The sequence below is a fragment of the Cypionkella sp. TWP1-2-1b2 genome (assembly GCF_049896245.1).
Classification (GTDB): Bacteria; Pseudomonadota; Alphaproteobacteria; order Rhodobacterales; family Rhodobacteraceae; genus Cypionkella.
Genome location: NZ_JAFCTX010000025.1, coordinates 37,600 through 64,424 on the forward strand (window position 1 = coordinate 37,600; position 26,825 = coordinate 64,424).

19 protein-coding genes are annotated in these 26,825 nt (G+C 61.4%); 11 read left to right on the forward strand and 8 right to left on the reverse strand.

Going from position 1 to position 26,825, the window contains the following annotated elements; translation table 11 throughout:
• The first annotated feature begins 6 nt into the window (after positions 1 to 6).
• The 7 genes from ACP7AP_RS16105 (at position 7) to ACP7AP_RS16135 (ending at position 8,861) form a co-directional block, all read left to right on the forward strand.
• Positions 7 to 2,010 carry an acetyl/propionyl/methylcrotonyl-CoA carboxylase subunit alpha gene (locus ACP7AP_RS16105; RefSeq protein WP_426035582.1) on the forward strand — a complete coding sequence of 668 codons (2,004 nt, stop codon included), beginning with the start codon at positions 7 to 9 and terminating at the stop codon, positions 2,008 to 2,010.
• Positions 2,003 to 2,860: a hydroxymethylglutaryl-CoA lyase gene (locus ACP7AP_RS16110; protein WP_426035584.1), complete on the forward strand. Its 858-nt coding sequence runs from the start codon at positions 2,003 to 2,005 to the stop codon at positions 2,858 to 2,860. The genes ACP7AP_RS16105 and ACP7AP_RS16110 overlap by 8 nt, the downstream gene beginning before the upstream one ends.
• A complete protein-coding gene (locus ACP7AP_RS16115; RefSeq protein ID WP_426035586.1) occupies positions 2,857 to 3,630 on the forward strand; it encodes a crotonase/enoyl-CoA hydratase family protein in 774 nt (257 codons plus the stop codon). The genes ACP7AP_RS16110 and ACP7AP_RS16115 overlap by 4 nt, the downstream gene beginning before the upstream one ends.
• A gap of 673 nt (positions 3,631 to 4,303) precedes the next feature.
• Complete coding sequence (nadA, locus tag ACP7AP_RS16120) at positions 4,304 to 5,290, forward strand: quinolinate synthase NadA (RefSeq protein WP_426035625.1); 987 nt, start codon at positions 4,304 to 4,306, stop codon at positions 5,288 to 5,290.
• A 10-nt stretch (positions 5,291 to 5,300) separates the two neighbouring features.
• Positions 5,301 to 6,878 (forward strand): L-aspartate oxidase, encoded by a 1,578-nt coding sequence (locus tag ACP7AP_RS16125; RefSeq protein ID WP_426035627.1) that lies wholly within the window; start codon positions 5,301 to 5,303, stop codon positions 6,876 to 6,878.
• Positions 6,875 to 7,726: a carboxylating nicotinate-nucleotide diphosphorylase gene (nadC, locus tag ACP7AP_RS16130; protein WP_426035588.1), complete on the forward strand. Its 852-nt coding sequence runs from the start codon at positions 6,875 to 6,877 to the stop codon at positions 7,724 to 7,726. Before ACP7AP_RS16125 ends, nadC begins: the two co-directional genes overlap by 4 nt.
• A gap of 181 nt (positions 7,727 to 7,907) precedes the next feature.
• On the forward strand, positions 7,908 to 8,861 hold the full coding sequence (locus ACP7AP_RS16135) for a glycosyltransferase family 32 protein (RefSeq protein WP_426035590.1): 954 nt from the start codon (positions 7,908 to 7,910) through the stop codon (positions 8,859 to 8,861).
• On the opposite strand, the gene ACP7AP_RS16140 is transcribed toward ACP7AP_RS16135, so the two are convergent.
• Positions 8,853 to 9,578 (reverse strand): polysaccharide deacetylase family protein, encoded by a 726-nt coding sequence (locus ACP7AP_RS16140; RefSeq protein WP_426035592.1) that lies wholly within the window; start codon positions 9,576 to 9,578, stop codon positions 8,853 to 8,855. The genes ACP7AP_RS16135 and ACP7AP_RS16140 overlap by 9 nt on opposite strands.
• The gene (locus ACP7AP_RS16145) at positions 9,575 to 10,690 is read right to left on the reverse strand and encodes a glycosyltransferase family 4 protein (protein WP_426035594.1); all 1,116 of its coding nucleotides are present in this window, start codon (positions 10,688 to 10,690) and stop codon (positions 9,575 to 9,577) included. The genes ACP7AP_RS16140 and ACP7AP_RS16145 overlap by 4 nt, the downstream gene beginning before the upstream one ends.
• A 164-nt stretch (positions 10,691 to 10,854) precedes the next feature.
• Between ACP7AP_RS16145 and ACP7AP_RS16150 the strand changes: the two genes are divergently transcribed.
• Both ACP7AP_RS16150 and ACP7AP_RS16155 read left to right on the forward strand, forming a co-directional pair.
• The gene (locus ACP7AP_RS16150) at positions 10,855 to 12,183 is read left to right on the forward strand and encodes a nucleotide sugar dehydrogenase (protein WP_426035596.1); all 1,329 of its coding nucleotides are present in this window, start codon (positions 10,855 to 10,857) and stop codon (positions 12,181 to 12,183) included.
• Between the two features lie 2 nt (positions 12,184 to 12,185).
• A complete protein-coding gene (locus ACP7AP_RS16155; protein WP_426035598.1) occupies positions 12,186 to 13,865 on the forward strand; it encodes a metallophosphoesterase family protein in 1,680 nt (559 codons plus the stop codon).
• Here the strand turns inward: ACP7AP_RS16155 and ACP7AP_RS16160 are convergent.
• From ACP7AP_RS16160 to ACP7AP_RS16185, 6 genes are all read right to left on the reverse strand, one after another.
• Entirely contained in the window at positions 13,801 to 15,504 is a 1,704-nt protein-coding gene (locus ACP7AP_RS16160) for an adenylate/guanylate cyclase domain-containing protein (protein ID WP_426035600.1), read from the reverse strand. The genes ACP7AP_RS16155 and ACP7AP_RS16160 overlap by 65 nt on opposite strands.
• A gap of 63 nt (positions 15,505 to 15,567) precedes the next feature.
• A complete protein-coding gene (locus tag ACP7AP_RS16165; RefSeq protein WP_426035602.1) occupies positions 15,568 to 16,932 on the reverse strand; it encodes an adenylate/guanylate cyclase domain-containing protein in 1,365 nt (454 codons plus the stop codon).
• 156 nt (positions 16,933 to 17,088) lie between these two features.
• Positions 17,089 to 17,922, reverse strand: a complete 834-nt coding sequence (locus ACP7AP_RS16170; protein ID WP_426035604.1) for an MBL fold metallo-hydrolase — start codon at positions 17,920 to 17,922, stop codon at positions 17,089 to 17,091.
• Positions 17,923 to 18,167: 245 nt separating this feature from the next.
• On the reverse strand, positions 18,168 to 18,611 hold the full coding sequence (locus ACP7AP_RS16175) for a Crp/Fnr family transcriptional regulator (protein WP_426035606.1): 444 nt from the start codon (positions 18,609 to 18,611) through the stop codon (positions 18,168 to 18,170).
• A gap of 73 nt (positions 18,612 to 18,684) precedes the next feature.
• Positions 18,685 to 21,405 carry an ABC transporter transmembrane domain-containing protein gene (locus ACP7AP_RS16180; protein WP_426035608.1) on the reverse strand — a complete coding sequence of 907 codons (2,721 nt, stop codon included), beginning with the start codon at positions 21,403 to 21,405 and terminating at the stop codon, positions 18,685 to 18,687.
• A 164-nt stretch (positions 21,406 to 21,569) separates the two neighbouring features.
• Positions 21,570 to 22,745, reverse strand: a complete 1,176-nt coding sequence (locus ACP7AP_RS16185) for a DUF3095 domain-containing protein (RefSeq protein ID WP_426035610.1) — start codon at positions 22,743 to 22,745, stop codon at positions 21,570 to 21,572.
• A 268-nt stretch (positions 22,746 to 23,013) separates the two neighbouring features.
• Here ACP7AP_RS16185 and ACP7AP_RS16190 point away from each other — a divergent pair, with 268 nt between their 5' ends.
• The gene (locus tag ACP7AP_RS16190) at positions 23,014 to 24,936 is read left to right on the forward strand and encodes an ABC transporter ATP-binding protein (RefSeq protein ID WP_426035611.1); all 1,923 of its coding nucleotides are present in this window, start codon (positions 23,014 to 23,016) and stop codon (positions 24,934 to 24,936) included.
• Positions 24,933 to 26,822 carry an ABC transporter substrate-binding protein gene (locus ACP7AP_RS16195; RefSeq protein ID WP_426035613.1) on the forward strand — a complete coding sequence of 630 codons (1,890 nt, stop codon included), beginning with the start codon at positions 24,933 to 24,935 and terminating at the stop codon, positions 26,820 to 26,822. Before ACP7AP_RS16190 ends, ACP7AP_RS16195 begins: the two co-directional genes overlap by 4 nt.
• Positions 26,823 to 26,825 lie beyond the last annotated feature (3 nt).

Genomic DNA, 26,825 nt, shown 5'->3' on the forward strand with positions numbered 1-26,825 from the left:
AAGCCGATGTTCCGCAAGATTCTGATTGCCAACCGAGGCGAAATTGCCTGCCGCGTCATCGCCACCGCCCGCCGCATGGGCATCGCCACCGTCGCCGTATATTCCGATGCCGACGCCGCCAGCAAACATGTGGCGATGGCCGATGGGGCGGTGCGGATTGGTGCCGCTGCCGTCGCCGAAAGCTATCTGAAAGGCGATGCGATCATCGCGGCAGCGCTGCGCACCGGGGCCGAGGCGATCCATTCCGGCTATGGTTTTTTGTCGGAAAATCCCGGCTTTGTCGAAGCGGTTCAGGCGGCGGGTCTGGGGTTTATCGGCCCCCCCGCCAGCGCCATTCGGGCCATGGGCCTGAAGGATGCCGCCAAGGCGCTGATGATCAAAGCCGGGGTGCCGGTGGTGCCGGGCTATCATGGCGAAAGTCAGGACCCGGCGCATCTTGCCGCCGAGGCTGCCGCCATCGGCTACCCGGTGCTGATCAAAGCGCGGGCTGGCGGCGGTGGCAAGGGGATGCGGCTTGTCACCGACCCCGGCGATTTTGCTCAAGCGCTGGAAAGTGCCCAGCGCGAGGCCCGCAGCAGCTTTGGCGATCCTGCCTGTCTGGTTGAGAAATACATCACCCAGCCCCGCCACATCGAGATTCAGGTCTTTGGCGACACCCAGGGCCATGTCGTGCATCTGTTCGAGCGCGATTGCAGCCTGCAGCGCCGCCACCAGAAGGTGATCGAGGAAGCCCCAGCGCCCGGTATGCCTGCCGAGGTGCGCGCCGCGATGGGCAAGGCTGCGGTCGAGGCTGCGCGGGCGATTGGCTATCAAGGTGCCGGCACCGTCGAATTCATCGTTGACGGCTCTGGCCCGCTGCGGCCCGACGGGTTCTGGTTCATGGAGATGAACACACGGCTTCAGGTCGAGCATCCGGTGTCGGAGGCGATCACCGGGCTGGATTTTGTTGAGTTGCAACTGCGCATCGCCGCAGGTGAACCGCTGCCGTTCCGACAGCAGGATCTTCGGATCGACGGCTGGGCCTTTGAGGCCCGGATCTATGCCGAAGATGTGGAAAAGGGCTTTCTGCCCGCGACCGGCACGCTGGAGCACCTGTCTTTCCCGGAGGGCGTTGAATTCAGGCGCGGTGCGGTGCGCATCGACAGCGGCGTCCGTCAAGGCGACGAGATTTCGCCTTGGTATGATCCGATGATCGCCAAGGTGGTGGTCCACGGGCCGGACCGTACTGCGGCGCGGAACCTGTTGTCCACGACACTGGAGCACTGCCGGATCGCCGGATCGACCACCAATCTGGAGTTCCTCGCCGCACTCTCGCGGCATGACGGGTTCCGCGCCGGTGATGTCGATACCGGCCTGATCGCCCGCGATCTGGATCAGTTGATCGCCGCCGCCCCGCTGCCCGCCGCTGCCCCGGCACTGGCGGCCCTTGCCGCGCTGAACCTGCTCGACCCTCCCCAAGCAGCCGATCCTTGGGATCGACTGACCGGCTGGCGCGGTTGGTCCGCCGCTGAAAGCTTTGTCGCGCTGGACCATAAGGATGGCCCGCTTGCGTTGCGTGTCATCCATCTTGACCCCCGGCAGTTCCACGTCACCGGAGCCGGGTACGACACCACGCTCACCCTGCTTGACCATCGCGACGGCGCGCTTCGCTTCAGCTGTGACGGCCTGCAATCCACCGCGCATTTTGTCGCAACCCCGGACCGGATCAGCCTGTTCCTGTCAGGCCGGAAGCACGATTTCACCCGGATTGACCCCCTGTTGGCTGGCGAGCACGATGCTGCAGGTGGCGATACTATCCTTGCGCCGATGCCGGGCCTTGTGGCCGCGCTGCGAACCAGCGCGGGCGCTCGGGTGACCAAAGGCGATGCGCTGATCTTTATTGAAGCGATGAAAATGGAGCATATCTTGACCGCCCCCCGCGATGGTATCGTGGCCGAGGTTCTGGTGGCGGAAGGCGATCAGGTCAGCGACGGCACCGTTTTGGTAAGGATGGAGGCCGAAGATGGCTGATCCGGTCACGCTTTACGAAATGGGCCCGCGCGACGGCTTGCAGAACGAAGCGCGGCTGATCGGGACCGCCGACAAGATCAAGCTGGTCAATCTGCTTTCCGACTGCGGCTTCTGCCATATCGAAGTCACCAGCTTTGTCAGCCCGAAATGGGTGCCACAGATGGCCGACGCCGCCGAGGTCATGGCAGGCATCACCCGAAAACCCGGCGTCTGTTACGCAGCGCTCACGCCCAACCTTCAAGGTTACGCCCGCGCAATCACCGCCCGCGCCGACGAAGTGGCGGTGTTCGCCTCGGCCTCGGAAGGGTTTTCGCAAAAGAATATCAACTGCTCGATCCGGGAAAGCCTTGAGCGTTTCCAGCCCGTGCTACTCAGCGCCCGCACCGCGATGATTCCGGTCCGGGGCTATGTGTCTTGCGTGACAGATTGCCCCTATGACGGGCCAATTGCGCCCGATGCCGTGGCCGAGGTGGCCGAGGCGCTTTTTCAGATGGGCTGCTACCAGATCAGCCTTGGCGATACTTTGGGCGCAGCTAAGCCCGACGGGATTGCGCGGATGCTGGATGCGGTGCTGCAATCCGTTCCTGCCAGCCGCCTTTCCGGGCATTACCACGACACGCGCGGCCAGGCACTTTTGAACATCGCGGTCAGTCTTGACCGGGGGCTTCGGGTGTTTGACAGTTCGGTCGGCGGTCTGGGGAGGTGCCCCTACGCGCCCGGTGCCAAAGGCAATGTCGCCACCGAAGCGGTGGCGGCGATGCTGGACAGCCGCGGCTTTGATACCGGGTTGGACCTTGACCGACTGGCCGATGCAACCGCCTTTGCCCAAAGCCTGAGGAGGCCCGCATGAGCTGGCAAACGCTCGACACCCGCACCGATCCGCGCGGCGTGGTGTATGTCACGCTGAACACCCCGGAACGCCGCAACGTACTGTCTGCGACGATGATCGCCGAGCTGACCGAGTTTGTCCGCACGCTGGATCAAGCCCGCGCCGTGGTGCTTTCAGGCGCGGGCGCGATCTTCTGCGCAGGTGGCGATCTGGTCTGGATGCAAGCGCAGATCGAGGCCGACCGCCCGCAGCGCCTGCGCGAAGCCCGCAAGCTGGCCGAGATGTTGCAGGCGCTGAACACGATGCCGGTTCCGCTGATCGGTCGGTTGCATGGCGGTGCGTTTGGCGGTGGGATCGGCATGGCCTGTGTTTGTGACGTGGTCGTGGCGGCGCGCGGCACGAAGTTCTGTTTCTCAGAAACCCGGCTGGGCATCATCCCCGCCACCATCGGCCCCTACGTTCTGGCCCGCATCGGCGAAGGTCACGCGCGGCGCGTTTTCATGTCGGCCCGTATGTTTGGCGCAGAGGAAGCCGCAACCTTCGGCATCGTTACCACAGTGGTCGATACCGACGGCCTTGATGCCGCAGTGGAGGCCGAGGTCACGCCCTATCTCTCCACCGCTCCGGGTGCAGTGGCCGCTGCCAAGGCGCTCGCCCGCGCGCTTGGGCCCCGGATTGACGCCGACGTGATCGACGACAGCATCCGGCGTCTGGCCGACATCTGGGAGGGGCCCGAGGCCTTGATTGGCGTTCGGGCCTTTCTGGACAAGAAGAACGCTCCTCGGAACTGAAGCGAACGAAGTATGAGATCGGGGCGACGGCAGCCCATCCAGACGGTCGGAGGGCAGTGCCCCATCGCCCGCATAACCGTGAACATTCTTGCGGGACATTCGGGTCGGCACCTGCTGGGAGGCGGGGATGGATTCTTTGCTGCCCCGCGCGGGGCCTCGGCCATCGGTGCCAAGATCAATGGCCATTCGGGCAGCGCGCTGTGCAAAGCCCGCAGTGTATGGTCGCGCAGTGGGGCCATGACGGTTTCTGCGCACGTCGGCCAAGTTTCGATATCGTCGATGTGGCGCATCGTGACGACGGTTGCGCGACCCTTACGGCGAAGGGCGGCTTTCTTAGCCGATGAAATCGGCTGAGGGTTAACGCCTCGGGCTGATCGACCCTGAGATGGCGTTCTCGAATGACGACCTCTGCAAGACAAGGCCCGGCGGTTTTTTCGCCAGAGCCCCTTACAACCCTGCGGAAATACGGCGATGCTGGGCTGCGAAGCCTAGTCTTTCACCAAAAGGTCAAAAACGTCGCTTTGTGAAGGGTTTGCGTCATCCGCAAAAGCTATTATAGCCAGCCTTGCACCCAAACGGGTTCAGTCTTGCAGCCAAGTACGGGAACGCCAGCTTGCCCACTCTTTTTGACCAGCGCGCCGAGCTTGCGGCGCATTATGATCTTTCCCCTTCTATGGCCGCCGCCGAAGCGACGCGCGCGATCTACGCGCGGATGGCGCGCGTCGTGCCTTTGGCCGATTGGGCGATGTTTGCGCCCTATGTGATTGCGATCAATCGGCTGAAAGCGGAACGCAATGCGGTGATTTTGGGTCATAACTACATGACGCCCGAGATTTATCATGGCGCGGCGGATTTCGTCGGCGACAGCCTGCAACTGGCGATCAAGGCGAGTGAAGTTGAGGCTGATGTGATCGTGCAATGCGGTGTGCATTTCATGGCGGAAACCTCGAAGATCATGAACCCCAGCAAGATCGTGCTGATGCCGGATATGGCGGCGGGCTGTTCGCTGGCGGAATCGATCACGGTGGATGGTGTGGCGGAAATGCGGGCGATGTATCCGGGGGCTGCGGTGGTGTCTTATGTCAACACCACGGCTGCGGTGAAGGCGGCGTCGGATGTGTGCTGTACCTCGGCCAATGCCTTGCAGATCGTCAACGCGATGGAGGGCGACACGGTGATCATGACGCCGGATCAATATCTTGCGCGCAACGTGGCGGCGCTGACGCATAAGCGGGTGGTTTGGTGGGAAGGCTCGTGCATCGTGCATGAACTTTACACCGCCGCTGATCTGCGCGCCTATCGCGAATTTGACCCGGATGTGAAGATCATCGCGCATCCCGAATGTACCCCTGAAGTGGTGGCGGAGGCGGATTTCACCGGATCGACCAAGGGCATCATTGACTGGGTGCATCAACACAAACCTGCCCGCGCGATGCTGGTGACGGAATGTTCGATGGCCGCCAATATCGCGGATGAATTGCCCGAGGTGGAGTTCGCCAAGCCCTGCAACATGTGCCCCTATATGAAAATGATTACGCTGGAGAAGATCCTTTATGCGCTGCACAGCATGACGGGAGAGGTGCTGGTTGACCCAGAGATTTCCGCTCGGGCAAGGGTCGCGGTGCAGCGGATGATCGACATCAGCCGGGCTGCGGCCTGACCCGATGGACATGCCTGTTGTCGAGACTGGGCGCGTGATCATTGTTGGCGCTGGTCTGGGCGCGCTTTATGCCGCGCTGCATCTTGCGCCGCATCCGGTGGTGATGATCTCACCCGAGGCTTTGGGGCAGGGGGCGAGTTCGGCTTGGGCGCAGGGCGGAATTGCGGCGGCGATGGCTGCGGGGGACAGTCCTGCGGCTCATGCGGCGGATACTGTGCGCGCCGGGGCGGGCACGGTGGATGCCGAGGTGGCCGCAAGTGTCACCGCCGAGGCACGGGCGCATATTCTGGAACTGACCGCACTGGGGACGCCGTTTGATCGCGATGCGCAGGGCGGCTATGTGCTGTCACGAGAGGCAGCGCATGGCTTGGCGCGGGTGGTGCGGGTGCGTGGTGATCAGGCCGGGCGCGAGATCATGGCGGCGCTGATTGCCGAAGTGGCGCGCACGCCCTCGGTGCAGGTGCTGGAAGGCGTGATGGCGGAGGGCTTGCAGGTGCAGGCGGGCCGGGTGACGGGCGTGGCGGTGGCTGCTGCGGACGGTGGTGGCGCTCCGGTCATGCTGCGCGGGGCGGCGGTGCTGCTGGCGGGCGGTGGCTCGGGTGGGCTCTATGCGCTGACCACCAATCCGCCGCGCATCCGGGGGCAGGTGATCGGCATGGCGGCGCGGGCGGGCGCGGTGATTGCCGATGCCGAGTTCGTGCAGTTTCATCCGACCGCGATTGATGTAGGCGAAGACCCGGCCCCTTTGGCGACCGAGGCGTTGCGGGGTGAAGGTGCTACGCTGATCAATCGCGATGGCGTGCGGTTCATGCAGGCGGTGCATCGCGATGCCGAACTTGCGCCGCGCGATATCGTCGCCCGCGCGATCTTTGCCGAAACCCAAGCCGGACGCCGCCCGATGCTGGATACCCGCGCCGCGATTGGGGCCGAAATTGTGGACCGCTTTCCCGCTGTCGTCGCGGCCTGCCAGCGGGGTGGGATTGATCCGGTGACGCAGCCTATTCCGGTGGCCGCCGCTGCGCATTACCATATGGGCGGCATTGCGGTTTCCAGCACAGGGCGCAGCAGTCTGGCGGGGCTTTGGGCTTGCGGTGAAGCCAGCGCGACGGGGCTACATGGCGCGAACCGGCTGGCCTCGAATGGCTTGCTGGAGGCTTTGGTTTATGGTCGCCGCGTGGCGCAGGACATTGCGCAGGACCGATTTGGGCAACGATCGGGGGATGCGGTGGCGCCGTTGGTGGTCTTGCCACTGGTCCGCGGTGGACGGCGGCCCGACCCTGATCTGATTGCGCAACTGCGGCAACTGATGACGGAACATGTCGGCGTGGTGCGCGATGCGGCCGGATTGAAAACCGCGCTGCGCCGGATCGCTGTGCTGGAAGCGCAGGCTTTGGGTGACGCGAATGTGCTGAACATGACCGCCACCGCCACGCTGATTGCCGCCGCCGCCCTGCTGCGCGAAGAATCGCGGGGGGCGCATTGCCGCAGTGATTTTCCTGTGGCCAACCCTGCATTGGCGCGACCAAGCCGCCTGACCTTGGCCGAGGCGTTGGCGCTGCGGCAAACCATATCGGAGGCTTTAGAATGACCGGATTTGCCCCGATGCCCGATCTGCTGCTGGAACCTTTGGTGCGGGCGGCGCTGATCGAAGATCTTGGCCCGAACGGCGATATCACAAGCCGCGCGGTGATTCCGGCCAGCACGCGCTACCGGGCCCGCCTGAACGCGCGTGAAGCGGGGGTGGTGTCGGGGATGCAGCTGGCGACGATTGCGTTTCGGCTGGTGGACCCGGCGCTGGTGGTGACTTTGCACCGCGCGGATGGCAGCACCTGCGCGCCGGGTGATCTGCTGATGGAGATTGAGGGCGCTGCGGCCTCGATCCTGTCGGGCGAGCGGGTTGCGCTGAATTTTGCCGGGCGGCTTTCGGGTATCGCCACGCTCACCGCCGCCTTTGTGGCGCAGGCGGCAGGCACCGCCACCCGCATCACCTGCACCCGCAAGACCACGCCGGGGCTGCGGATGGTGGAAAAGGCCGCCGTGCTGCATGGCGGTGGGTTTAACCACCGCTTCGGGCTGTCGGATTCTATCCTGATCAAGGACAACCACATTGCGGCGGCGGGCGGGATTAGCGCGGTGCTGACGGCGGCGCGGGCGGCGGTTTCACATATGATGAAGGTGGAGATCGAGGTCGATACGCTGGCGCAACTGGCCGAGGTGTTGGCGCTTGGCGGCGCGGATGTGGTGCTGTTGGACAATATGGACACGCCCACGCTGTGGCAAGCGGTTGAGATGGTGGCGGGGCGGTTGGTGACGGAAGCCTCGGGCAATATGGCGCTGTCCCGGATTGCGGAAGTTGCGGCGACGGGGGTTGATTATATCTCGGTCGGGGCGTTGACCCATTCAGCGCGGGCGCTGGATCTGGGGCTGGATTTCTGAGACCTGAGATCAGAGTGTCTGAGCCTGACTGCGACCGGGTCGGGTGAAATCTTGTTGGGAAACGAGATATTTCGCCGAATTGGATTTGAGTGTGCGATTGCTTTGGCCGCAGCCATAAAGATTTTCTGCCACGGCAAAACAGGGGACTGCGGGGCCGGGGCCACCAGGAAGGGCGGGCAGCATGAGCGCCAAGCAACGTATGAACGACGGTATCCGCGCCGCCAGAGATCTGGTTGCAAAGGGCGACTTCGATGCCGCGACGACGATTTTGGCCGCGCTGACCGCAGATCGCGAGATCGCGGCCTTGCCCGCGCAGACTTCGTTGGGCTTGCCGCGCAGGCTTCATGCGGCGCGGTTACATCTGGCGAAGGCGCTGGGCGATCCTGTCGCGCGGGCGGGGTATCAGTTTCATCTGGTGCCACCACCAGAGGTGCTTGCGCCGTTGTTTCGGTTTTCCACCGCCGAGCAGCAGGCGATCACTATCGTCAATCGCAAGCCTGTGCCGCGGGTGATCCATCAGATCTGGATAGGTAGCCTGCCTGTCCCCGTTGGGGTGGCGGCATGGCGGCGTCATGCAGGGTTGCAGGGGTATCAGTATAGGTTGTGGCAAGAGGCGGATTTGGCGCGTTTGGGTCTGCCCGATCAGCCTGTTTATGCAGCGATGCTGGCGCGGGGGGATTATCCCGGTGCGGTGGATGTGGCGCGCTATGCGATTTTGGCGGCTGAGGGTGGGATTTATCTGGATTGCGATTGGTATCCGGCGCGGGATGATATCAGTTTTCATGACGTGCTGCCGTTGATCGGCCTGACCGCTTGGGCCGAGACGGTGCCGCGTCAGACCGGCCTTGGCGGTTTGCTATTGGGCAATTCGTTTGTCGCCACGCCGCCGGACCATCCGGCGCTGCATCGGCTGAATCAGCGGTTGCCGCAGGTGCTGGCTCTGCTGCTGGAGGCTCCGGCATGGTGGTCAACCGGGCCGCTGGTGTTCACCCTGGCGGTGCGGGGTGGGGCGGTCAGCGTGGCACCGCAGACATTGGTTGCGGGGGTGATGGCCGACCGTGCGGCTATGGCCGAGGTGGAGGCGCTGCGGGCGCAGGTGGAGGACGGTCTGCTGATCGCGTGGAAATCATGGTGAGGCGATAAGCGTGGGCAGGCCGAACCAGCGGCAGCCGGGATGATTGGCGGTCAGGGCAAACAACCGTGTGAGAAAGCTCCAGACCTGCGCATCATGCACGAGGTGGTGGGTCAGCAGGCCAATCGGGGCATCGCTGCGTGCCATGGCTTGCGCAATTTCATTCATTAGCACCGTGTCGGGGCGGCCAGAGCGGGTGCCGCGCCAGTCGATCACATCGACATGGGTGTTGTAGAGGGGCAGGTCGGCGGTGGCCTCGGGGCCAAAGACCGAAAGGGCTTTGAAGCCGAGGGCGGGAAGGCCCGCGACGACTTGTGGGGCGATGCGGTTCCACGGCGGCACCAGCACAGGCGTGAAATGCTGGGGGTGCAGCTGCGCGAGATGGCTAAAGCCGCGCGCGAGTTCGTCCAGTACCTGAGGGGCGGGGCGGTGCGGGCCGAGTTCTTGCTTTTTCTCGAAAGCGGGGGCGTGGTTGGTATGCGACCAGCCATGCACGGCGACGGAAACGGCTTGCGCAGTATCCAGCCGTTTGGCCAGTGCCGGGCCGGAATGGGCGGGGATGACGGCGAGCGTGACGGGGACGTGTGCGGCTTCGGTCAGGGAGAGCAGGTGGTCGAGTTCCGCGCTGGGCGCTATGGCATCATCATCGCGCAGCCACAGTTTTGCAGGACTTCCGTTGGCAGCGCGTAGATCGAGAGCGCGGATCAGGGCTTCGGTCATGGTTTGCCCTCGACTATGGTTTGCAGCAGGGTGTTCAGGCGCTGGGCAGCGCCTGCTATGGAATGGTCGCGCAGAACGCGCAGCCGGGCGGCTTGGCCCATGCGGTGCTGAAGGTCGGGGTCAGTCAGGAGGTGCAGGGTGGCTGCTGCCGCCGCTGCATCGTCGCCCGGATCAGTGAGGAAGCCTGTTACGCCATCGGCCACCACTTCGGGCACGCCTGCGGTGCGTTGCGCTATGACGGGGACGCCTGCGGCTTGCGCCTCTAGGTAGGCGAGACCGTAGGCCTCGCCACAACCGGGCCAGATATAGGCCGAGGCGCGGGCCAGAGTTGCGGCGATCTGCGGCCGGGATTGCTGGCCCAGCCATGTCAGACGAGCCGGTGGCAGGTGTGCGAACATCGCCTGCACCTCGGCGCGCTGCGGCCCGTCGCCGATGACGGTGAGATACCAGTGTAGGCTGGGCGGCAACAGGGCCAGCGTTGCGGCGAGGCGGCGGTAGCTTTCCGTTTTGTCGCCTGCCCGCATCATCGCAACCGTCACCAGATGGCCGGATTTCGGGTTGGGCAGGGCGGAGAAGGCATCGGGCTCTATGAAGGGCGGAAACCGGGCCAGTTGGGCGGTGGGGGTGGCGTCTTGCAGACCATTCATATCGCGGGCAGTCAGGCAGAGGTTCAGATTGGCTTGCTGCACGGCGATTCTCACATGGGCCTGCGTCTCGGCCCAGATGCCGATGTTGCGGCGTGTGGATAGCGAGGCTTCCACCGTGACATAGGGTAGTGCGAAACGCTGAGCGAGGCGGGGGCCAAGCAGGTCGGGGGCTTTGTAATAGGGGTGGTAGCAGAGCCAAAGATCGGGCGGCTGACCGGCCAAGAGGGCGACGATCCGGTTGGACTCGAGTGCGGCGTCAGTGAGTAGTTTGGCCCAGCCTATGAGGTCTTGCGGGTCGCCAAGATAGGCGCGCAGGTCTGAGGCGAGATCCACCTGATGCCCTGCTTGCTCCATGCAGCGGACCAACAGTTGCGCCATCAGGCGATCTCCCGAGGGCACCGGATGCGTCGGAGCCTTCAAAGGCGCGTAAAAGGCGATCCGCAGGCGGCGGGTGGGCGGCGTCATCGGGTAATGTTCCCAGTGGATAGCAGGTCTGCGCCAAGGGTAAGCGCAAAGCTGGTGCGGGGCGACAGGAATCGACCGCCCCCGCCCGTGTGCCGCCGCTAACCTTGACAGCATTGGCAAACTGGCCCATTTCCAGATCAGCCTTTGCCATGGCGGAGTGACCCTTGCCCCTATCCCAACTTCTTGAAAACATCACCAGCCGAGCCGCCCGCGTTGGGGTGATCGGTCTGGGTTACGTCGGCCTGCCGCTGGCGATCACCGCCGCGCGGGCCGGGTTTCGGGTGACCGGGTTTGACACCGATCCCGCCAAGATCACCGCCGTTGAGGCCCGCAGAAGCTATATCGAGGCGGTGCCGGATGCGGTGCTGGCGGATGAGGTGGCCGCAGGGCGGTTCACGGCGACGGCGGATTTCGCTGGGCTTGGGCTGTGCGATGTGATCGTGATTTGCGTGCCGACGCCGCTGACGCGGCACCGTGAGCCGGACCTGTCTTTCATCACCCGCACCTGCGACGACATCGCCAAGACGTTGCGCGTGGGGCAGATGATTGTATTGGAATCGACCACCTATCCGGGCACGACCGATGGCCCGGTGAAGCGTATTCTTGAGGCGGGCGGCCTGGTTTCGGGAAAAGATTTCTACCTTGGGTTTTCGCCTGAACGCGAAGATCCGGGCAATCGGGCTTTTGACACCTCGACCATTCCCAAGGTGGTGGCAGGCGATGGTGTTGACGCGGGGCGTCTGGTGGAGGCGTTTTATGGGGCGGTGGTCAAGACCGTCGTTCCGGTGTCGTCGACCGCGACCGCCGAGGCGGTGAAGCTGACTGAAAATGTTTTTCGTGCCGTCAACATCGCCTTGGTGAATGAGTTGAAGGTGATATACGAGGCGATGGGCGTAGATATCTGGGAAGTGATAGAGGCCGCTAAGACCAAGCCTTTCGGCTATATGCCGTTCTACCCCGGCCCTGGTTTGGGCGGCCATTGCATCCCGATTGACCCGTTTTATCTGACGTGGAAAGCGCGGGAATATGACATTCCGACGCGGTTTATTGAGTTGGCGGGAGAGATCAACTCGGGGATGCCGCGCCATGTGGTGCAGAGGGTGGCCGAGGCATTGGATCAGCGGTTGGGGCTGGCGTTAAGCCGATCCAAGGTGTTGGTGATTGGGCTGGCCTATAAGAAAAACGTGCCGGATATTCGCGAAAGTCCGTCGCTGAAACTGATCGAGTTGATTGAGGAGCGCGGCGGGCAGGCGGCTTATCATGATCCGTTTGTGGCCGAGATTCCGAAGACGCGGGCTTATGGTGCGTTGATGGGGCGCAAATCGGCGGCGTTTGATCAAGTTACGGTGGGCGGCTTTGACGCGGTGCTGATCGCGACCGATCATGATGGGTTGGACTATGCGGGGCTGGCACAGTGGTCGCGGCTGATCATTGACACCCGCAATGTGTTTGCGCGCAATGGGATCGTGTCGGATCATGTGGTGAAGGCCTAAGGATGGCACCCTACGCGGTTGCCGTACTTGCTGATGCACATTTCCACGATCCGGGTGGGGAATTCGGCGGCGCGGGGATTGTTGTTGACGGCAAGCGTCTTGCCTTGCGCAGTTGGGCTGATACGCGGATTGCGGCGCGGGCGTTCAATGAAACCGCCGGGGTGCTGCGGGCTGCATTGGAGAAGGTCGCCGCTGCGGGGGTGCGGCATGTGGTTCTGGCGGGGGATTATTCCGACGACGGGCAGGCCGAGAACATGCGGCGGCTGGTTGACGTGTTGCAGCGGTTTGAGCATCGGTATGGGCTGCGGTTTTATGTCATTCCCGGCAACCATGATCTCTATGGCCCGCATGGCAAGGATGTGACGACGCGGTTTGTCTCGGCACCGGGGCAAACCGTGATGGTGACGAGCGATGCGGAGCAAGCGGCGTTGGACGTCTCGGCCATTCTGACGCCAGCGATGCGCTGCGGCGGGCAGCCTGCGGCATTGCTGCCGATGGCGCGGTTCGGGCTGTTTCGCCAGCCGGAGTATCTGCATTGGGAAAGTCCGTTTGACGCGGATGATCGGCCTGAAGCGCGGATGTATGAGGCGGTAGCCAAGGATGGCTCGGTGACGCAGCGGCTGATGGATGCGTCTTATCTGGTAGAGCCGGAGCCGGGGCTGTGGCTGTTGATGATCGACGCCAATGTGTTCGAGCCACGCGCGGGGCGGCCCGATGCGACGCGCAAGAAGGCGTTCATTGGCCCGTCGGATGCTGGCTGGAACGCAGTGCTGCGGGTCAAGCCGTTCTTGCCGGATTGGATTGCTGATGTGACTGCGCGGGCGGCGGCGCTGGGCAAGACATTGATCAGCGTCTCGCATTATCCGGTGTTGGACCCGTTTCAGGACGGGGCGGGATCAGAGCGGGCGTTGTTTGGCGAAACAGCAATTGTGCGGCGCACCCCCGGCCCGCAGGTCGCACAAGCGTTGATCGACGCTGGGCTGCGCTGGCATATCGGCGGGCATATGCATGTCAATGCCACCACGCGCACGGCGGATGGGCGGCTGACCGATCTGTCGCTGCCCTCGCTGGTGGCCTTTCCTGCGGCGTTCAAGATCATTCATGCCAGCGTCGATTTAGTCAGCGTCGAGACGATCTCGCTGGAGCATGTGCTGCCCGATCCTGACATTTCGGCGGTGTATCGGGCGGAGGGGCAAGAGGTTGTCCTGCCGTTGGGGGCAATGTTGGCGGCGCAACGGCGGGCGCATGTGCTGGAGCGGCGGTTGCTGCATGATTGGCCGCCTGCGGTGCTGGCGCTGGTTGAGGGTCGGGATGTGGGGTTTTTGGTGGAACTCGTCGGGGGGGAGGTTGCGGCATTTGTGTCGCGGCATGGGTTGGGTGTTGCGGCGATTTCCGCCTGCCCGTTTGCCGACTTGATCGCCGATGCTTACCTGATCAAAGTCGCCGGGCCTTTGTCTGTGGACTGGATTGCGGCGGACAGGCTGGCTTTATGTCGCGCGCTTGCGGCGGATTATGGCGATGCCAGTGCCGATCCACGCCAGGGCCCGTGTGGGTTTTTGCAGCGGTTTCTCTCGGTGCTGCAGCTGTCATTGGATCGGGTGGACGCGGGGGATAGCGCTATTCTGCCGGTTGCGGCAGGCTTGTCGCGCGCGCTGCCACCACGATATCCAACGGCTGGCTGAGGCCACGAATATCCACGGTTTGCTGCAGGGTCTTTTCGGTCACCGCAAGCCCTGATAGCGTCAGCGCATAGGCCGACACCGCCACTTGCACGCCCAGACCCTTGGTCTTTTGCTCCAATCGGCTGGCGATGTTCACCGTCTCACCCAAAGCTGTCAGGCGAGCGACGGCTTCGGTGCGATGCGCGGCACCGATGCGGCCCAGAATGGCGGGGCCGGAGTGGATGCCGATGCCCATCGACAGCGGCACGCGGAGTTCTTCGTGCAGGCTTTGATTGAGGCTGTCGAGCACGCCGCCCATCGCGCGGGCGGCGGCAATGGCGCGGCGCGCACCTTCGGTCGGAGTGGTCTCCATCCCGAAAATCGCCATGATGCCGTCGCCCATGAACTTATCGACAAATCCGCCGCTGTCTTCGATCGCCTCGGCCATGCGGCCAAGGAACTGGTTCAGCAGGAACACCACGTCAAAGGACAACCGCCCCTCGGACATCTGGGTAAATCCGCGCAAATCACAGAACAGCAACGTGACTTCGCTTTCAATGCCCCAGTGGTATTTGTCAAAGCCGTTGGTCTGACCGGGTTCCAGATTGGCGGGCAGCAGGGTTGAGATCGTCAGATCAGCGGTCGGGCGCAACTGGCAGGCCAGCCGCACATTCGCGGGCGCACCGACGCGGCGCAGCACCTGCTGTTCGGTCACGGAGGCCGGAGGCAGTTGATCCAGCCCTTCCAGCACCCGCACCCGACAGGTTGAACAGCGCGCCCGGCCGCCGCAGACCGAGGCATGCGGGATACGGTTCATCTGGCTGATTTCCAGCACCGAAAGCCCGCGCACTGCTGAAATCACCGGGCCAAAAGTGTAGCGCACCCGAATATGCGCACCCATTTTGTTGCCCATTTGCAGCAGCATCCAGCCGCCGACCGCCGCCGCCAATATCGCAAAATAGCTGTAGGAGCCGAACAGAAAATTCTGTTGCATCTCGGCGTATTGCGCGGCGCTGAACGGGCTGGAGACGCCGCCGCGCAGATGAAGCATCCTTCCCGCCGAGACATAACCCGCATAGGCCAGTGACGGGATTAGCACGGCCAAGCCATTCATCGCCCAAAGGTTGCGGCGATACCACGGTTTTGGCGACAGCCACATGTGGAGGCCAATACAGCCATGTATCCAGACCAGCGCTACCAGCAGCGCCAGTCGAACGCCCTCACCCGGCCACATCGCCCACAGCGCATAGGTGTAATTGTCGGTGACGCCAAACAACTCATGCGCGCCACGGGTGCCGAGCACATGCCGGATGAGCAGGATCGGAATCATCAGCCCGAACAAAAGCTGCACCACCCCACGGGTTCCGATGCGCCATGTTTGCAGGCGCATGAAATGTGCGAGACCCAAGCCCATATGCACCAAGGCGGCGAGACAGAGTATCAGCGTGCCGATCAGACTGCGGGTTATCAACAGGCGCAGGTCTTGCCCTGCCTGCATCGCCTCAAGCGAGATCAGCCCAAGTGCGTGGTTCAGCAAATGCGTGGTGGCAAAAGCGAACAGCACCAAACCCGACCACAGCCGCAGCTGTGCGATGCTGGGTCGAGAGCGTCGCCACAACCGGCGCGCCACTGTGCTTGGCGATTGCGCAACTTTGTTCATACTGGCACCGTGCCGGCTGGGGCCTGATCAAGTGCGAATATGGAGGGGCAAGGGGTGCGCATTTCAGGCCAGAACCACAAGATCAACGGGGGCCGCAAGCCCAGCTACACCCTCGCCGTCGCGGCGCAGCACGCCGGGATTGACATAGCCTTGCGCCTCGGCGCGGCTGTGGGTGCTGGCGTCGGTCAAGGCGCGGGTGTGCTGCGTCTTGTTGGCGCTTTCCAGTTTCGACGCCAGATTGACGGCATGGCCGATCACTGTGAACTCATAGCGGCCTTGCGAGCCCACAATCCCCACTGTCACATCGCCTGATGCCACAGCAACGCCGGTGGCAAAACGCCCCGGCCAGCCCAGTGCGGCGAATTCGTCTTGTCGTGCATCCAGTGCTGCGATCACCGCCGAGGCAGCGCGTAAGGCATCTGCCGCATAGGTTTCGCCCGGCTGGACTGCCCCGAATGTTACCAAGATACCATCGCCCATGAATTTGTCGATCTGGCCGTTATGCTGTTCAATTTCGGTCAGGGTGATCTGTTGATAATGCGCGAGAACCCGCATCACCGTTTCCGGCGGCAGCGAGAGGGCGGTTTTTGTAAAGCCGCGCACATCGACAAACATGATGGCAGCGGCCCTGATCTCACTTTGGCCAGCACTAGGCATTTCTGCGGATTGGGTGATCAGATCGGCCACCTTTGGCGCGAAGAACTGGCTGAGATCCTCGGCAGCGGCATGGCTTTGAATGGCGTCAAACAGCACAGAGCGCGCCCGGAACAAAGCGAAGGTCAAAATCAGGGTGACCCCCAATATCGTGATCACCTTGTCAATTTCGGCCCCGATCAGAATGGTGTTTGATGTCAGATATTCGACGTAGTTGCGGGTAACGTGCATGTTGTTCATGTCATAGGTCAGCGCGTAAAGCACCATCAGCGTCCATCCAGATGCCGCGATCAGCCCCGACATGAAAACATAGCGCGGATCAAAGCGCAGCGCGCGCAAGGCGATGAAAAAGAACAGATAAATCATCGTCGGAGATTTGAGATAAAAGGCGGGCGGTTGTTGATACTGGATGTGGAAGGAAAAGATCATGCCGCACAGCAGGCCGACATCAACCACCATCGACAACATCAGATACCAGCCGGGCAGCACCATCCGGTAAGACAGAAACACCCGAAACAGAGTAAATACCAGATAGGCGACCAGTGTCATTGGCACAAAGTTTTCGCCCGCAGTGCCCTCGGCGCGGGGCGCTATCCAATACAGCAGGGTCAAGAATCCGACGATGCTCAGCTGCGCCCAGCTTATGGTCTGCTCGGCTGCGGTCTCACGGCGGTCAATTTCGGCCATGACGCGCGCGGGAACGGATTCGCCATGCGGGTCGCCTGTCCAGATATAGACAACAAAATCGCGGAGAGAGGCGGGAATGTAGGGCACGAGACTTTCCTTCTTTCCGCATTGGCCGTGTGATCTGGGAAATGTGATCTTGGAAAGACGTTGCTCTTAGCGGGTTTTCGCGTCACAAAAAAGCGACATTTCTGTTAGCAGAGCCAGTGTGCGGAAATGGTTAGCTGCCATCGCCCAGGATGCGTCTTAGATATCAACCACCTGAAAATCACGCCCACAGAACGCGCCCGGAAACTGGCGTTTTGCCGCGCGCTCGATTTTGCTTAATGCGGTGTCGGTCCGGTTGAAGCTGTGGTGAATGAAGCCCACTTGTTTCGCGCCTGCAGCCTGCGCGAGACGCACCGCCTGCTGCCAAGAAGAATGACCAAAGCCTTTGAAGGTCGCCATTTCTTCATCCAAGAAAGTGGCGTCGTAGAGAAACAGATCCACCTTGTCGATCAAGCGCATAACATTGGGGTCCAAAGTGCCGGGTTCGTGTTCGGTATCGGTGATGATGGCAATCGAGCGACCGCCAAATTCTACCCGATACCCAACAGCATTGCCGGGATGATTGAGCATCCCGGTGCGGATCGTCACGCCGGGGTAGGGGGTCAGAACATCGCCTGCGCTGAAATCCCGCGCATCAATCCCGGCGCTGCAATAGTCTGGCCCAATCGGGAAGAACGGCTTGCGCATGAATTCCGACAGCATCTGCCGGGTGGTCATCGCAGGCCCCATATGGCCAGACCACATCTTCAGCGACGATTGGTTGCAGTACATCGGCTTGAAGAATGGCAGACCGCAGACATGGTCGTAATGGGTGTGGGTGAAGTAGAGGGTGAGTTCCTTGCAGCCTTCAGCGGCGAGGGCATGCCCAGCCGCCAAGGCCCCGCTGCCCGCATCGAACAGGATCACATGCTCGCCGCAGCGCATTTCGATGCAGGTCGTGTTGCCACCAAACTTCTGAAACTGTGGGCCGCTGACGGGTAGGCCGCCGCGCGCACCCCAAAGCTTGAGTTGAAATTTCGGCTGCGCGGTCATGTGCCCGACCTGCCCGAAAGCCGCTTGTTGCCGCACCGTGGGCACAGGCCAGAAGCTTTTTCATTGCCGCGCATCGCCAAGATCAGACTTCCCCAGATCGCTGATATACAGAAGGATATGAAGCATCGCAGCAAGATGCGAGAGCCGATTGCAGAGCGCACCAAAAAGAAGATCCGCCACGGAGGCAGAATGCAGGCAGGTCTTGTCCAAAACATGGCAATTCTCGATCCAGATCTGACCTTTGATCAGCTCTTCGAGAGGGCTGCAACGCGGCTTCGCGCCTCAGACAGCTCTACCGTGGTTTGGCTGAGACGATTTGCCAGCACGCGCACCACTTCGATAGTCATTTCCGGGAAGTCGGACATCAGTTTGAAAAAGTTGTCTTTGCTGATTCGCAGTGCCTCAACCGGAGTCGCGGCCTTCACTGTGGCGGTGCGGGCGACATCGCACAGGATGGCGATTTCACCGACGATGGCATTTTCTTCTAGGTCAGCCACCTTGATCTGGCCGGTGGGGCCATCGACTATCACATCGGCCCGCCCTGAAAGCAGCACAAACGCCGCATCGCCTGCGTCGCCTTGGCGGCACAACACTTCGCCCACGCGGTAGGAAACACGTTCAGAGGTGAATGCCAACAGTTTCAGCTTCGCCGGAGATACACCGGCAAACAGCGGAACCTGCTTCAGCATTTTGACTTCGTCATTCAAGAGCACGTCGTCACCTTCCCACTTCTGTAACGGCTGGATAGGCCAAGCCCTTAGACTATGCCGACATCAGTTCTTTGAAGATACCATTCTTTTGTAAAAGTTCTGCATGAGAGCCGTCTTCGACCAGTCTGCCACGCTCAAAAACCGCCACCCGGTCGAACAGTTGCGCAAACTTCGCATTTGAGATCACCCAAGCCACGGCGGGCTCGCGTCCATCCTTGCGCAGATATTTCAGCGCGGCGATCAGCACCTGTTCTTGCGTCCGGGTATCGAGCGCCGACAGCGGGCGGTTGAACAGATAGTAATCCGACCGCCGGATCAACGCCCGTGCCAAGGCAAGTTTTTGCCGCTGCACCGAGGTCAGCCGCTTGCCGCCTGCGCCGATGTGGAAGTCGAGGCCAATCGACAACAGCGTGTCATAGATGCCCAATTCGCGTAGCACGTCCCCCGCCACGGCATAGATCCGCTCGACACCGTCACGGTATTTCTGGCTGATGCGGCCAAACAGCATATTGTCCAGCAAAGTACCCGAAACCATATATTGCTCAGGGTCGTAAAGTTCGATCGCCTCTTTCAGATTGGCCGGAAGCCCTTCGTGGAAAGCCGTCCTGAATTCAACAATCTGCGCCATCAACTCGGGTGTCAGCAGGCCAAAACGATGCCGCGGCTCGATGTAGTCAAAGCTGAGGCGGATCATCATGGCGCGGTCGCTGGCGGTAATGTTCGCGGTGCTTTTATCTATGTTTTTCAACAGCATCGCATAGGCTGGGATGTCGTCAGGTTTCATAAAGGTCAGTTGCTGGAAGAACGGATGATCTGGCGGCAGGTCGCTGAACAATTCGATGGCATTACGGGCGATCTCGGTGCCCATCGTAAACAGGGTATCCGCCAATCCGCGCTGTTTCAGAACGCTTAGGAAATACGGGTTGCTGATGATCGCGCCCGCTTTCAAATCCGGGGTTCGGGCATTGCCGAACAGCAGGTTTTCGATCACCGTCGCTTCGGTATTATAGGCGCCGGGCTCGAACGGCTCGATCAGCCCGTTCAGATCGGCTTTGGTCAACGCATCGCGCAGCACCCGGCGCATCTCGACGGTTTTGGCGGCGAGATCGCCATGCTCGGCCAGATTGACATGGGACCGCAAAGCAAGATCGAACATGTCGCGGGTCAGCGCCACGGCATCCAGTGCGGCATAGACCGAGGGCATCAGAGCCGTCTGATCCGCGGCCCCCTGATGTTCAAAGTCGATCCAGTCGGAGTGAATATCGAACTCGGGGTTGCCCGCCCAAATGGCCTCACGCCGCTCCCATTGACGTTGCGTCAGATCCGCGCCTTCGATCACGCGGTCAGTGATCGGGGCGTGTTTCAGCCCGTAAAGCAGATTGTCGCGCACGGTTCCGAAGAAGAAATAGGCATCGGTGCCCGCATAGGTGATCGAGCGGCCGCTGATTGATTCGGGCAGGCTGTGCAGATCAGCGCTGCCTGCATTGATCTGGCCCTGCGTCGGCCAGACGATGCGCGCCAACGCCTCGGCCATGATGTCAGCGCCTGATCCGGCGTTGCCAATAATGGCAACCGTTTCGCCGGGCAGCAGCGAAAAGTTGACGCGGTCCAGCCCGACGGCCCCAGTGTCGTCGGTCACGCCCAGATTAACCGCCGCGAGCGGGCCGCTCATTTTACCTTCTGCACGTTCCGCCGATACCGCCTGAATCTCGGGCTCCAACAGGCCATCAATGGCGAATTGCCCGATCACCTGATTGTATTTGATCTGTACGTCTTGGCGATTCTGATCCCAGTCGATCAATTCTTTCAGCGGGCCGGGAAGGTCTTTGTAAGCCCCGATCACCGCCACCAGTTGCCCGATATCCAACTGGCCTTGCAGCGCCAGATAGCCGCCGATGCTGTAAAACAGGAACGGCGTCACCGAGGCGAGGAAGTTGTTGATGAATTTCACCAAAAACTTCCATTGATAAATGTCGAAGCGGATTCTGTAGATATGGCCCAGCCGCGATGAGATATCGGCGCGCTCAAAATTCGAGGTGTCATAGGAGTGGATCGTGTTGATGCCATCGACGATCTCGCTGACCCGACCGGCCAATTCGCGCGCGGTCAACTGACGCTCGCGCCCTAGCACCAGTAATCTGCGGCGCATCCGCGGGATAATGAAGGCCTGCACCCCGACCAGTGCTGCGGTGATCAGGCCCAGCGGCACGCTTTGCACGAAGATAAACGCCAGTGCCATGACCGCCTGTCCGCCGAGCAGAGCAGGGGCGACAAAGGCGTCGCCGGTAAAGCCGCCAAGCGGTTCAACCTCGTCCTTCACCATACTGGAGATTTCCGCGCCCTTCAGACGTTTGAAGGTGGCAGGCGGAAATCGCAGAATATGATCGACCAGCGTGAAGCGGATGCGGCGCAGCAGGCGTTCGCCCAGCCGACCTTTGTAAGTGTTGATGTAATATTTAAAGAGGCCGTTCACCACGACCAGCACCAAAAACACACCGCTGAGCGCGAACAGGGTGTTCAGCCGATCAAGCTGGATGCCGTCAAACAGCGTCACATGGCCAATCAGCGGCAGATTGAACGCGATCTGCATGAAGGTCTGCATGGCTGTGGGATCGGCAAAACCATCACCCTGAATTGGCCCGTTGACGATCTGCTTTGGCAGATTGAGTGACAGGAAATACGGGATCATCGAGAGCGCTACGATCATCAGCACCCAAAGCTGTTGCCGCTTGGTATGCGTCCAGATGTAGCGTGAGATGTTGGGGTCCAGCATGGCCTTATGGCGCTCCACAGATCGGTCGGCACCTTGATGAAAAACCTAAGGTGCAAAAGGTCATGTCGTGCCAACCAGAATGGGGGCGAGGGTCAAGCAGATCATCGTAAAAAGCTGTCGTGCCGCCACTCAACGCCAAGCGCGGCTATGAGGCAAGACGTTTATCATTGCGCGCCCGCTGGTTGCAATGCTGCTTTGGCCTTCATCTGGGTTGCGGCCTGCGCATAGCCGCCGGCTGCGCCATCAATGAAGTGCATGTGATCATGCGCCCGTAGTGACGGCACGATGCAAGTGACCAGCGCCTGATCTTGTTTGTGCAGACCGAATTGGCAGATGCCCGAGGCAGCAGCGGCATCAAGCAGCGCTTCGATTTCAGCAAGCCCGGCAGCGTTGATATCAATCGTCATCTTCAAGCCATCGTCAAATTTTCGAAAGTCAGTGTTGCGGGTCATTTGCCGCACGTAATCGCGGGCATTGAAGCCGCCCAGCGTCAGATTGGTGCGATAGAGCAGCACAGTCATGAAGATCGCCACCATCACTTTGATCCGCGCCTTCAGGCGTTTGCCGCGCGGGGCGCGGGCATTGGTCTCAGACGCGACACCGCCCAAAGTCAGATGCGGCACTGGGCCTTCGGGCGGTAGCGGATTGCCCAAGCCGCCCGCTTTATTCGCCACCGACACCACGCTGGCCACCAGCGCCCGGAACGCATCGGCGCGGGCGGTTGCGCTGGGCACTGCGATGATCGACACGATCTGGCCATTGCGCGATGCGACGGGGTTCCAGCGGCACGACAGCCCGGTCAGATCGGGTCTGCTGCCGGGCTCGGCCATCGGCACGGCAAAACTCCCCAGCTTCATCTGAGATTCGGCCCAAGCCGCACCTCCGCCTGCGAACATCGCGAAGGTCATCTCGGGGCTGGACTGAAACCGCGCGATCCGTACATCATGACCTGCCGCGCGCACCTCGGCCAACGGCACCATGGCGGTGCGCATGTTCAGGCCCAGATCGTCCTCGATCCAGCGCGCCACAGCTGCCAGTGCCACGCTGGCCTTAGCAATGCCATTCGGCGGCACTGCGATCACTGCGCCGTCGCCGCCAAAGACGAAGGGATAATCGCTGCCCTCCAGCACGTTGAGCACAGCGGTAATCACCGAGGCCCCGGCCATGTTGACGGATTTATACTTGCCGCGCGCAATCGCCTCGGTCGAGGACACAACATCGGCCACCGCCAGAGCCCAGCCTTCGGGCAGCGGTCGGTAGCGTGTCAGATTGGCCACATCTTCAAACTCGGCAAAGACCGGCAGGTCAGATAGGAAAACAGAGGCGTTCTGAACGGTCATTTCGGCAACCTAGCATGATTTTCGCAGGATGCAGGTGCCATAAATGCACAATTTCTGGGTGGCGTTGCAAAACTTCGTGTGAGGCGTATCGGGGTTTTTAGGGGGCGACAAAGCTGCCACGGTTGTATGATTTCGGGGCTGATGGATCCGATTTCAACACCCGGCGTTGCATTTTGATTGCAATTCGCGAGAACTCTCGCATGCAATGGCTTTGCCAAGCAACCGGATCCCCATGATCCACGCCACATGACGGAATGGATCAGACCGGATGACACGACAAGAACTTGGCATCGGCATGGATTTGCTGCGGGTAGAGGATGTGAAAGTGTCCTTCCCGCTGGCCACTGGCCAAGTTGATGCGCTGAAAGGGGTCGGGCTGCGGGTGTTGCCCGGCAAGATTACCGCATTGGTCGGCGAGTCTGGTTCGGGCAAATCGGTGCTGGGCCAGACCATCATGGGGTTGCAGCCGGATTTTGCACGCGTCAGTGGCCGCGTGCTGTTGACCGATACCGCAGCGCCGGGTGGCAAGGTTGAGTTGCTGGGCTTGCCGCGCGACGGACGCCTGATCCGCAGCGTGCGGGGTCGCAAGATCGGCATGATATTTCAGGAGCCGATGACCTCGTTTTCGGCTTTGCACACCATTGGCAATCAGATTTCCGAGGCATTGCGTATTCACGAGCCGGTCTCGGCCAAAGAACAGCGCGCGCGGTCCGAAGATATGCTGTCGCTGGTTGGTTTTACCAAGCCCGGCAAAGTGTTCGACATGTATCCGTTTGAGCTGTCTGGTGGGATGCGGCAGCGCGCAATGATCGCGATGGCGCTGATTTGCAGCCCTGAATTGTTGATCGCGGATGAACCCACCACTGCGCTGGATGTGACCATTCAGGCGCAGATTCTGACGCTGCTGCGCGATCTTCAACAGCGTCTGAACATGGCGATCCTGCTGATCACTCATGACCTTGGCGTCGTCGCAAATGTCACCGATGAGGTCGTGGTGCTGTATCAGGGCCGCATCATGGAATCCGGCCCGGTAGACGATATTTTCCGCCGCCCGCAGCACCCTTATCTGAAGGGGCTGATGGCCGCGATCCCGCATTTTGGCATGAAGCAGGGCGCGCGTTTGCGGCCTTTGCGCGATATTCAGATCAACCGTGACAAGCTGATGACTGCCATCGGCGGGGCGAAGCCTGTGGCACAGACCGCCGCGCCCGACGTGTTACTCTCGGTGCGCAACTTGTCGAAAACCTATCAGACCCGCGATCAGGCTTGGGATATTCGCAAATCCGCCAAGCCAGTCCCAGCGGTCGATGGCGTCAGCTTTGATATCAAGCGCGGAGAATGTCTTGGACTGGTCGGTGAAAGCGGTTGCGGCAAAACCACCGTCAGCAAGATTTTGATGCGGGCGGTGACGCCGGATGCGGGCACGGTGATCTATGATGATGGCTCGGGCCCGGTCGATGTGCTGGCCGCCAAGGGCGATGATCTGCAACGCCTGCGCACGCAGATTCAGATGGTGTTTCAAGACCCAGTCTCGTCGCTGTCGCCTCGAATGACGGTCGGCAATATCCTGTCCGAACCTCTCGACATCCACAGTCGCGGCACCCCGCCACAGCGCCGAGCAACCGTTGATGCCTTGCTCGGGGCTATCGGTTTGGGCCAATCCGCCCGCCACCGCTATCCGCACAGCTTTTCGGGCGGACAGCGTCAGCGCGTCGGCATTGCCCGCGCTTTGGCGCTGGCTCCGGGGTTGATCGTTTGTGACGAGCCGGTGTCAGCGCTGGATGTATCGGTGCAGGCGCAGATTCTCAACCTGTTGAAAGATTTGCAAAAAGATCTTGGGCTGACCTATCTGTTCATCTCGCATAACTTGGCGGTGGTGGATTATATGGCAGACCGGGTGGCAGTGATGTGGGCGGGCCGGATCGTGGAAATCGCTGCGCGCGAGACGATTATGACCGCCCCGGTGCATCCCTATACCAAGGCGCTGCTCGCCGCCGTGCCCTATCCCGATCTGGATCGCCGCTTGGATTTTGCCACCTTTAACGGCAACACGGCGCTGACCAGTGCCAACTGGGCTGCCGCGTTTCGGGCCGAGCCTGATGCCCGATCCGACCTTGCCCCGCTTGATCTTGGGGGCGGCCATTTCGTCTTGGCCCGCAAATCTGCTGATAGAAATGATCTGAAGCCATGATCACCCGTCGCACCGCCTTAACCCTGCTCGGCTCGGTCGCATTGCCCAGTATCAGCTTCGCGGAATCGCCATTTTTCGCCGCAGATGTGAAGATGGGCAACATACCTCCGCTGCCTGAGCGCCTGCCGCGCAACCCGCGCGTGATTGATTTGCCCGCGATGGGCCGCACCACAGGGCGGCTGGGCGGCAGCGTGCGGATACTGGTCAGTGGCCAGCGCGATGTGCGGCTGATCCCGATCTACGGCTATTCCCGACTGGTTGGCTATGACGCCAACCTGCAACTTGTCCCGGATATTCTTGAAAGTTTTGAGGCGGTTGAAGACCGCATCTACACCCTGCACCTGCGCGAAGGTCATCGCTGGTCAGACGGCACTCCCTTCACGGCGGATGATTTCCGCTATTGCTGGGAAGATATGATGAACAACGCCGATCTCTATCGCGGCGGCCCCCCGGTGGATCTGATCGCCAATGGCAAACCCGTCGAATTCCGCGTGATCGACCCCGTGACTGTGCGCTACACCTTCGCAAGCCCGATGCCAGACTTCCTGCCCAAACTCGCCTCGCCCTTGCCGCTGATCCTCTATGTGCCGCAAGCCTACATGAAAACGTTCCACGCCAAATATCAGACCCCCGAAAAGCTGGCCGCACTGGTCGAGCAGAACCGCGTCGATGATTGGCAAAGCCTGCACGCCAAAATGGGCCGCTCGATCCGCCCGGAAAACCCCAGCCTGCCAACTTTGGAAGCATGGCGTCCCCGCACCGCCCCGCCCGCCGAGCAATTCGTGTTTGAGCGCAACGCCTATTTCCACCGTGTCGATCAGACCGGCCAGCAACTGCCATATTTTGACCGCATCGTGCTGGATGTCGCCTCGGCGGATATCATCCCGGCCAAAACCGCGACGGGCGAAAGCGATCTGCAAGCGGGCGGCATCAGCTTTCCCGACTATACCCTGATGAAACAGGCCGAAAAACAGCACCCACTGAAAGTGTCGCTGTGGCGGCGCACCCAAGGCTCCAGCGTCTCACTGTTTCCCAATATGAACTGCAAAGACCCGGTCTGGCGCAAGCTGTTCCAAGACGTGCGGATGCGCAGGGCCTTGTCGGTGGCGATCAATCGGCACGAGCTGAACAAGGTGAATTTCTTCGGCCTTGGCCGCGAAAGTGCCGACACCGTGCTGCCCGAAAGCCAGCTTTACAAACCCGAATACGCATCGGCTTGGGCACAATACGACCCCGATCTGGCGAATGCCTTGCTGGATGAATTGGGCCTCACCGAACGCGGCGGCGGCAATATCCGGGTGCTGCCGGATGGCCGCCAAGCTGGCATCGTCGTGGAAACCGCAGGCGAAAGCACGCTGGAAACCGACGTTTTGGAACTGATCGTCGATCACATGCGCGATGTTGGCATCGCCATCTATATCCGCGCGTCGCAGCGCGATATCTTCCGCAGCCGCGCCATGGGTGGTGAGGTGCAAATGTCGGTCTGGGCGGGTCTGGATAATGGCGTGCCAACTGCCGATATGGCCCCCGATCAACTCGCCCCCACCCACAGCGATCAGTTGCAATGGCCGGTCTGGGGCAGCTGGTATATGTCCGGCGAAACCGCGGGTGAGGCCCCCGATCTGCCAAGCGCGATGCAGCTGATTGATCTGCTGAAACAATGGCGCAACACCACCACCACCGAAGCCCGCGCCGAGATTTGGGCGCAGATGCTGGTTCTGTGGTCCGATCAGGTGTTCTCGATCGGCACCGTCAATTCCGCGCCGCAGCCCATCGTGCGGGCAGCCCGGATGCGCAATGTCCCCGAAGACGCCCTCTATGGCTTCACCCCCACCAGCTTCTTGGGCGCTTACATGCCCGACACGTTCTATTATGCGCGGGAATAACCC

Excerpts from the sequence above, each read along its gene's own strand:
- ACP7AP_RS16170 (WP_426035604.1), bottom strand. The coding sequence starts at position 17,922 with ATGACCGCGCAGCCGAAATTTCAACTCAAGCTTTGGGGTGCGCGCGGC.
- ACP7AP_RS16190 (WP_426035611.1), top strand. The coding sequence starts at position 23,014 with ATGACACGACAAGAACTTGGCATCGGCATGGATTTGCTGCGGGTAGAG.
- ACP7AP_RS16145 (WP_426035594.1), bottom strand. The coding sequence starts at position 10,690 with ATGACGCCGCCCACCCGCCGCCTGCGGATCGCCTTTTACGCGCCTTTG.
- ACP7AP_RS16180 (WP_426035608.1), bottom strand. The coding sequence starts at position 21,405 with ATGCTGGACCCCAACATCTCACGCTACATCTGGACGCATACCAAGCGG.
- ACP7AP_RS16140 (WP_426035592.1), bottom strand. The coding sequence starts at position 9,578 with ATGACCGAAGCCCTGATCCGCGCTCTCGATCTACGCGCTGCCAACGGA.
- nadC (WP_426035588.1), top strand. The coding sequence starts at position 6,875 with ATGACCGGATTTGCCCCGATGCCCGATCTGCTGCTGGAACCTTTGGTG.
- ACP7AP_RS16160 (WP_426035600.1), bottom strand. The coding sequence starts at position 15,504 with ATGAACAAAGTTGCGCAATCGCCAAGCACAGTGGCGCGCCGGTTGTGG.
- ACP7AP_RS16195 (WP_426035613.1), top strand. The coding sequence starts at position 24,933 with ATGATCACCCGTCGCACCGCCTTAACCCTGCTCGGCTCGGTCGCATTG.
- ACP7AP_RS16105 (WP_426035582.1), top strand. The coding sequence starts at position 7 with ATGTTCCGCAAGATTCTGATTGCCAACCGAGGCGAAATTGCCTGCCGC.
- ACP7AP_RS16175 (WP_426035606.1), bottom strand. The coding sequence starts at position 18,611 with ATGCTGAAGCAGGTTCCGCTGTTTGCCGGTGTATCTCCGGCGAAGCTG.
- ACP7AP_RS16115 (WP_426035586.1), top strand. The coding sequence starts at position 2,857 with ATGAGCTGGCAAACGCTCGACACCCGCACCGATCCGCGCGGCGTGGTG.
- ACP7AP_RS16110 (WP_426035584.1), top strand. The coding sequence starts at position 2,003 with ATGGCTGATCCGGTCACGCTTTACGAAATGGGCCCGCGCGACGGCTTG.
- ACP7AP_RS16185 (WP_426035610.1), bottom strand. The coding sequence starts at position 22,745 with ATGACCGTTCAGAACGCCTCTGTTTTCCTATCTGACCTGCCGGTCTTT.
- ACP7AP_RS16125 (WP_426035627.1), top strand. The coding sequence starts at position 5,301 with ATGCCTGTTGTCGAGACTGGGCGCGTGATCATTGTTGGCGCTGGTCTG.
- nadA (WP_426035625.1), top strand. The coding sequence starts at position 4,304 with ATGGCCGCCGCCGAAGCGACGCGCGCGATCTACGCGCGGATGGCGCGC.
- ACP7AP_RS16135 (WP_426035590.1), top strand. The coding sequence starts at position 7,908 with ATGAGCGCCAAGCAACGTATGAACGACGGTATCCGCGCCGCCAGAGAT.
- ACP7AP_RS16155 (WP_426035598.1), top strand. The coding sequence starts at position 12,186 with ATGGCACCCTACGCGGTTGCCGTACTTGCTGATGCACATTTCCACGAT.